The sequence below is a fragment of the Polaromonas sp. P4_H1 genome (assembly GCF_056400945.1).
In genome coordinates this window covers 230210-237966 of record NZ_JBFUKG010000007.1, presented here as the reverse complement: position 1 = coordinate 237966, position 7757 = coordinate 230210, and the positions used below count along the sequence as shown (strand labels likewise).

The following is a 7757-nucleotide window of genomic DNA, read 5'->3' as shown; positions in this document are numbered from 1 at the left end:
GCGTGAGTTTCCTGCGCCTGATCTCTCCGGTCTCCGGCTCGATCCAGTGCACCTGGAACACATTCTTTGCGATGTCGACACCGTAAGTTGTAGCATTCATGGCGGGACCTCCGTCTGAAGTGGTTGGTAAGAACTCCACTTTGGCACTCGATGCCGTTCGATGCGAGGTCCCACCCCCGGTTCGATTGCGGCGCCGAAATCAAAGAGGAAGGCGTCCATACCAATCTCGGTCCAGGCGGGGTCTCGCTCGAACTCGCTGCGCTCAGACAATCGCGATCCCTGATCCGCCTGGCCCTGTGCTCCTCGGCGCAGACAAAAGGGGGGTGCAGGTACGGATGCGGGTTCGGGGTCAGCCCCCACCCCAACCCTCCCCCAGCGGGGGAGGGAGTGAGGCATCGGTGTAGTTTTTTTGTCTTTTGACTTTCCCCCCAAACCCGTCCTGGCTGGGCCTGTGCTGCGCCAGAAAAGCGGGATCAGGGCCGCGCGCTGTTTGAGCCGCAGGCGAGTTTGCGCGGACCCCCGCTTTTCTGGCGCAGCGCAGGTTGCCCGTAGCGCAGCGAAGGGACCCAGACTGCGGGTCGCCTTTCTTTTCCTTAGGTTTCTTTGGCGAAGCAAAGAAAAGTAAGTCGCCCGCCGGGGCGAGACCCGGCATGCCCGTAAACAGCGCAGCTTGACCTTACCAGCGGCATCAAGACGGAGGCGCAAAAAAATACATCAACCGGCGTTTTGAGCTGCAACAGTGATGACTTTGACGCTGGGTCTCAATAATGAGGGATGCAATTTGCTATTAAGAACACAGCAAATTAGAAGACCTGCGCACCTTGCGCACACGGGCCTGGTTGAGAGCAGAAAACTCAATCTTCCAGTTCAGCCTTCGCCATCTCGACATCCAGCCGTTCGCAGGCATCCATCGGCTTGCTGGCCGCCGCCTGCTCATACAGCTTCGTCGCCTCCGCCATTCTCTTGTCGCCTTCGAGCATGACCAGGCCGTTGGCATATTCGACCATGGCAATCGCGGAGCCGGGGTTCAGTTTCAGCGCGTCCTTGTACAGCACCAGGCCAATGTCCTTTTTGGCGCCGTAGGTCATGCCGCCTATCAGCGAGCCCACCTTGTCGATCACTTCGGCATGAAAAGCCGCCAGCGCGATGTGAGCGTCTGCATGCTTGGGTTGCAGCTTGATGGCTTGCTCCAGTGCATATTTGACCTTGCTGCCCAGGCCCTGCGCCAGCGCCTTGGCCACGCTGATGCCCTGGCTGTAGCGCCCGAGGGCATAGGCCTGCCAGTACCAGGCATTGGGATTTTTGGGGGCGGCCGCCTGCTGCGCCTCGGCGCGCGCGGCGACTTCCATGAACAGCTCGAGCTTGGTTTTTTCTTTGGTTTCGAGGTAGTTGGCATAAATGCTGGTGGCCTTGTTGGCGACCGTGAGGCCGTGGCCACCAGCCTTGACGCCGGCCTCGGCTGCCTTTAGAAACTCGCCATTGTGAAAAAGTACCCAGGCCTCCAGCACGTCCGCCTCTTGGGGCAGGGGCTCGCAGTCTCCCTGGTGCAGGCGGGCCCAGTTCTTTTTCAGGCTGGCGGCATTCAACGTGTAGTCGCCAGCGTGTGGAAAAGCGGTCCATTTGGCCATTGGTGTTATCTCCTTGATTAACGTTGTTGGTGTTATGGGTGAGGAAAGCGAAATTGGGAAGTGGAAGTGGGAAGTTGGGGGCGGGCAGTGGTTGGCAGGGTTCACGCCGGGGTGTTGTAGGCGCTTATCAGGGCCTGCAGGTGGGCGCGCTGGCCCTGTTCGAGGTAAGGAATCAGCAGGTTCAGCACGTGGTGCGCACCGCGCAGCAGCGCGGCCTGCGCGTTGCCCGGCTCCAGGGCGTTGCGCGGGTCGCGCACGTACTCGAAGCTGAGCCAGTAGGTCAGCACCACCACCATGCTGGTGGCCGTGGCTTCCACCTCGCGCGAATCAATCGTCACGGCGCCGGCGCGGCTCATGCCGTCGAGCAGTGCCTTGACGGCGCGGGTCTTGTTTTTGAGCACCCATTGAAAGTGGGTTTCCAGCCGGCGGTTCTTGCTCAGCAGGTCGTTGAGGTCACGGTACAAAAAGCGGTATTGCCAGATCAATTCAAACAGCGTGTGCATGAAAAACCAGGCGTCTTCAACATTGCGCACGCCGTCGCTGGCATTCAGGAGCTCGGTCAACGAGCGCTCGTAGCGGTCAAACAGGGAGTTGATCAGCTCGTCTTTGGCGGGGTAGTGATAGTAGAGATTGCCGGGGCTGATGCTGAGTTCGGCAGAAATCAGCGTGGTCGAGACATTGGGCTCGCCAAAGCGATTGAACAGGTCCAGCGTGACCTCCAGAATCCGCTCTGCAGTACGGCGCGGCGCTTTTTTCGCCATAAATTGTCTACCTCGTATTTTTGTGTACTCTAACCCAGAGCCCCCCCGGCGCGGAACTGGGGAAGTCCAGCGGCAAAGCCTGCCGATGGGCGGGCGATCATACAGCCATGTAGCCGTGCATGGCTTAACCCCATACCCTTCAGTTAACTGTTCGCCGGAAAGGCGTAAAAAAAGGGACGCGCGTCCCCTTTTCAAAGCGCCGAATGCACCGGATGCACCGGATGCACCGGAGGCTCAAGCGGATTTGCGTGCGGCGGGGCGCTTGGCTGCCGCGGGCTTGGCTGCTGTGCTGGCCGGCTTTTTGGCCGCAGGTTTTTCAGCTGTCCTGGCAGCAGGTGCCTTGCCGTACATTTTCTGCATGTTCTTGTTGAGCTCGTCAATGCGCGCAGCCAGGGCGTCCACGTCCTTCGCAGACGGCACGCCGAGCTTGTTCAGGGCTTTGGCCACGCGCTCTTCAAAGATATTCTCCAGCTTGTCCCACTGATGGCCGGCCTTGGACTGGATGTCGGTGGCCATGTTGGTCATTTTGCTGGTCGCTTCAGAAATCTTTTCTTCAGCAGCCGCCTGCGTTTTGCGCTGGATGGTCAGGCCTTCCTTGACCAGGGTCTCAAACACTTTGCCGCCTTCTTCCTGGGCCTTGGAGAAAGCCCCCAGCCCGGCCAGCCAGATTTGCTGGGCGGACTCCTTGACGGCGCTGGCCAATGGTGGAGCCGCTTTTTTGTCGGCACTCATTTTTTGCAGTTTCTTGACCATGATTGTCTCCATGCTGATGGTGGATAGGAGGTGCTGCGCGGTGGGTGTACTGCGCACGCAGCAAATATAAGGCCTTCAGGTGCCGGTGTTTAGATGCCGGGTTCTAGAAAACCAAAAAAGCTCAAAGCCCCCCACCGGGACGCGGGTTTTTGCTGAATGGCGGCTACCATGGCTTGGGCAAGAATCGGCATTCTGACCGCCGGTTCAGCACGCGTCGGCACAAGACACAAGGACAATCGCAATGCATTATTTCGTCACGGGAGCCACCGGCTTCATTGGTAAACGCCTGGTTAAAAAACTCCTGGAGCGAAAGGGCAGCACGGTTCATTTCCTGATCCGCCAGGAAAGTGCTGGCAAATTGGCAGCACTCAGGGAGTACTGGGGCGTGAGTGCCAGCCGGGCGGTCGCCGTGCATGGCGACCTGACCAGCAAAAAGCTCGGAGTCAGCAGCGAAGACATCAAACAACTCAAGGGACAGGTGAGTCATTTTTATCACCTGGCGGCGGTGTACGACCTGGATGCCGACGAAGAAAGCCAGACCGCCGTCAACATTGACGGCACACGCAACACCGTCGAATTTGCCAAGGCCATCGAGGCGGGCCACTTTCATCATGTGAGCTCCATCGCGGCGGCAGGCCTGTATGAAGGCGTGTTCCGCGAGGACATGTTTGAGGAGGCTGAAAACTACGAGCACCCGTATTTCATGACCAAGCACGAGAGCGAAAAAATCGTGCGCAAGGAGTGCAAGGTGCCCTGGACGGTGTTTCGGCCGGCCATGGTGGTGGGCGACAGCACCACCGGGGAAATGGACAAGATTGACGGCCCTTACTATTTCTTCAAGCTGATCCAGCGCATGCGGCAACTGCTGCCGCCCTGGATGCCCGCCGTGGGGCTGGAGGGCGGGCGCGTCAACATTGTTCCGGTCGACTTCGTGGTCGACGCGCTGGACCATATCAGCCACCTTCCCAAAGACAAGGGTGACATTGCCAAAAAATGCTTCCACCTGGTGGATCCGGTGGGTTACCGCGTCGGCGATGTGCTCGACATCTTCAGCCGGGCCGCCCACGCACCGAAGATGAACCTGTTCGTCAATGCCGCCCTGCTGGGCTTCATCCCGCGCGGCGTCAAGAAAAGCCTGATGGCGCTGGCACCGGTGCGCCGCGTGCGCGCCGCCATCATGGCCGACCTTGGCCTGCCCGAAGACATGCTGACCTTCGTGAATTACCCGACCCGGTTTGACTGCCGGGGCACCATGGCTGTGCTCAAGGGGTCCGGCATTGAATGCCCCAACCTCAAGGACTATGCGTGGCGCTTGTGGGATTACTGGGAGCGCCACCTCGACCCCGATCTGCATATTGACCGCACGCTCAAGGGCACGGTCGGCGGCAAGGTGGTGCTGATTACCGGCGGCTCTTCAGGCATTGGCCTGGCGGCAGCGCACAAATTTGCCGAGGCTGGCGCCATCACCGTCATCTGCGGCCGCGACCAGGACAAGCTGGATGCTGCCTGTAAAGAGGCGAAAGCCAAAGGCTACAGCTTTGTCGCTTACCCGGCCGATATTGCCGACATGGCAGACTGCGACCGCTTCCTCAAGGAATTGATCGCCAACCACGGCGGCGTCGACTTCCTGATCAACAACGCCGGGCGCTCGATTCGCCGCGCCATTGAGGCCAGTTACGACCGTTTCCATGATTTCGAACGCACCATGCAGCTCAATTACTTTGGCTGCCTGCGCGTGACCATGGGCCTGCTGCCCGGCATGGCGGCCAAACGCAAGGGCCATGTGGTCAACATCAGCTCCATCGGCGTGCTGACCAATGCGCCGCGCTTTTCGGCCTACGTGGCCTCCAAAGCCGCGCTGGACGCCTGGACGCGCTGCGCCTCCAGCGAGTTCTCCGACCTGGGCATCGGCTTTACCACCATCAACATGCCGCTGGTGCGCACGCCCATGATTGCGCCCACCAACCTCTACAACAACGTGCCCACCCTCTCGCCCGAAGAGGCCGCCGACATGATCGCGCAGGCCTGCATCTTCAAGCCGGTGCGCATTGCCACCCGCCTGGGCATTACCGGCCAGGTCATGCACGCGCTGGTGCCGCGCATCGCCCAGATTGCCATGAACACCAGCTTCCGCATGTTCCCTGACTCATCGGCCGCCAAGGGAGAGAAGGGCGGGAAGGGTGAAAAGAGCGCCAAGCCGCAGCTGTCGGCCGAGGCAGTGGCCATGCAGGAGATGATGAGGGGGATTCATTTCTGATCTGGGGTGTTTGTGGCCGGTAGCTGACGAGCGGACCGTGCTCGGTCGCTGGTGGTCAGCTGCGATATCCCCCTGACTGATGGCCGGTTTCAGGACCCCGGCTGGGCAACGACGCCCTCCCACGTAACCATTCATCATGGCAGGCGCTGAAGTGTTTTCGCGCTGCATGGTTGGCCTCTTAAATCTGACTCAATGTCAAACACTTTCAGTAACGGTGTGTGTTAGTGGGAAATTGTGATTATTTACAATTAAAAGCCAAAGTGTAAGACCGGATTTACAAATGAAGCCAATGAATGTAATGGGATAATTTAAGCCTAGCGGGGTGAGTGCCCCGCACGTCTTCAAATCGATTCCCATTAAAGGCTCGCATGATTTTCGTTACCGGAGGCGCCGGCTTTATTGGTGCCAATTTTGTTCTTGACTGGTTCGCACAAACCGATGAGCCTGTGGTCAACATCGACAACCTGACCTACGCGGGCAACCTTGAAAACCTCTCCTCCTTGCAGGCTGACGCGCGCCACGTCTTTGTCAAGGGCGACATCGGCGACTCCGCGTTGGCTGCCCGCCTGCTGGCCACCCACCAGCCCCGGGCCATCATCAACTTTGCGGCCGAGTCGCATGTAGACCGTTCCATTCACGGACCCGAAGACTTCATCCAGACCAATATCGTCGGCACGTTCCGCCTGCTGGAAGCCGTCAGGGCATATTGGGGCGGCTTGCAAGGTGATGCCAAGGAGGACTTCCGCTTTTTGCATGTCTCAACCGACGAGGTCTATGGCTCGCTCGCGCCAGCAGACGCCGCCTTCACGGAAACGCACCGCTACGAGCCCAACAGCCCGTATTCGGCCAGCAAGGCAGCCAGCGACCACCTGGTGCGCGCTTACCACCATACCTATGGCCTGCCGGTGCTCACCACCAACTGCAGCAACAACTACGGCCCCTACCATTTCCCCGAAAAGCTCATTCCCCTGATGATCGTCAATGCCCTGGCCGGCAAGCCCCTGCCGGTATACGGCGACGGCATGCAGGTGCGCGACTGGCTCTACGTGAAAGACCACTGTAGCGCCATCCGCCGTGTGCTGGAGGCTGGCCAAATCGGCGAGGTCTACAACGTGGGCGGCTGGAACGAAAAGCCCAACATCGAGATCGTCAACATCGTGTGTGCGCTGCTTGACGAATTGCGACCCCGCGCCGACGACAAAAACTACCGCGAGCAAATCAGCTACGTCAAAGACCGCCCCGGCCACGACCGCCGCTACGCCATAGACGCCAGCAAAATCCAGCGCGAACTGGGCTGGAAGCCGGCTGAAACCTTTGAGACCGGTATCCGCAAAACCGTGCAGTGGTACCTGGCCAACCCCGAGTGGGTGGCCCATGTGCAAAGCGGGGCCTATCGCGAATGGACGGCGAAACAGTACGAGTACGGGCAAACCCAAAAGGCTGTGGCTTGAAAATCCTGCTCTTCGGCAAAAACGGCCAGGTCGGCTGGGAACTGCAACGCAGCCTGGCTCCTTTGGGTGAACTGACGGCGCTCGACCGCCAAAGCACAGACCTGTGCGGCGACCTCAGCAACCTGCAGGGCCTGGCCGCCACGGTGCAACAGCTACGGCCCGACGTCATCGTCAATGCCGCCGCTCACACTGCCGTAGACAAGGCCGAAAGTGAGCCTGCACTCGCACGCACGCTCAATGCGCTGGCGCCCGGCGTGCTGGCGCAGGAGGCGGCCAGGCTCGGCGCCCTGCTGGTTCATTACAGCACCGACTACGTATTTGACGGCAGCGGCACCCGCCCCTGGACCGAGGCCGACGTCCCGGCGCCGCTGAGCGTCTATGGCCAGTCCAAGCTTGAAGGCGAGCAGCTCATCCAGGCGGCCGGCCCGCGCCACCTGATCTTTCGCACCAGCTGGGTCTATGCCGCGCGCGGCGGCAACTTCGCCAAAACCATGCTGCGCCTGGCGCAGGAGCGCGAACGCCTCACCGTGATCAACGACCAGTTTGGCACCCCCACCGGCGCCGAGTTGCTGGCCGACGTAACAGCCCACGCCATTCGCCAGGTGCTGCAGCGCCCCGCCGATGCCGGCCTTTATCACCTGGTGGCCGGCGGCGAAACCAGCTGGCATGGCTATGCAAAACACGTCCTGGCCCAGGCAGAACGGAGCCAGGAACAAGGGAAGTCAGCCCTAAAAATAATAGCCAAAGCAGTAGACCCCGTTCCCACCAGCGCGTTTCCCACACCCGCCAAACGGCCCGCGAACTCCCGGCTAGACACCACCAAGCTGCAAACCACCTTCGGCCTGACCCTGCCGCCCTGGCCGCAGGGCGTGGATCGCATGTTGAACGAGGTCTTGCCTCGGTGAGC

At 60.2% G+C, this 7757-nt stretch carries 6 protein-coding genes; 3 read left to right on the top strand and 3 right to left on the bottom strand.

Going from position 1 to position 7757, the window contains the following annotated elements; all coding sequences use genetic code 11:
- Nucleotides 1-854: 854 nt before the first annotated feature.
- The 3 genes from AC1DS5_RS11710 to AC1DS5_RS11700 form a co-directional block, all read right to left on the bottom strand.
- The gene (locus AC1DS5_RS11710; protein ID WP_477718423.1) at nt 855-1628 is read right to left on the bottom strand and encodes a hypothetical protein; all 774 of its coding nucleotides are present in this window, start codon (nt 1626-1628) and stop codon (nt 855-857) included.
- Between the two features lie 101 nt (nt 1629-1729).
- Entirely contained in the window at nt 1730-2389 is a 660-nt protein-coding gene (locus AC1DS5_RS11705; protein ID WP_305637144.1) for a TetR/AcrR family transcriptional regulator, read from the bottom strand.
- Nucleotides 2390-2623: 234 nt separating this feature from the next.
- Nucleotides 2624-3142, bottom strand: a complete 519-nt coding sequence (locus AC1DS5_RS11700; protein WP_477718422.1) for a phasin family protein — start codon at nt 3140-3142, stop codon at nt 2624-2626.
- Between the two features lie 241 nt (nt 3143-3383).
- Between AC1DS5_RS11700 and AC1DS5_RS11695 the strand changes: the two genes are divergently transcribed.
- The 3 genes from AC1DS5_RS11695 to rfbD all read left to right on the top strand — a co-directional run bounded on the left by AC1DS5_RS11695 (nt 3384) and on the right by rfbD (nt 7755).
- On the top strand, nt 3384-5399 hold the full coding sequence (locus AC1DS5_RS11695) for an SDR family oxidoreductase (protein ID WP_477718421.1): 2016 nt from the start codon (nt 3384-3386) through the stop codon (nt 5397-5399).
- Nucleotides 5400-5767: 368 nt separating this feature from the next.
- Entirely contained in the window at nt 5768-6850 is a 1083-nt protein-coding gene (gene rfbB / locus AC1DS5_RS11690) for a dTDP-glucose 4,6-dehydratase (protein WP_477718420.1), read from the top strand.
- Complete coding sequence (gene rfbD / locus AC1DS5_RS11685; protein ID WP_477718419.1) at nt 6847-7755, top strand: dTDP-4-dehydrorhamnose reductase; 909 nt, start codon at nt 6847-6849, stop codon at nt 7753-7755. The genes rfbB and rfbD overlap by 4 nt, the downstream gene beginning before the upstream one ends.
- Nucleotides 7756-7757: the final 2 nt, after the last annotated feature.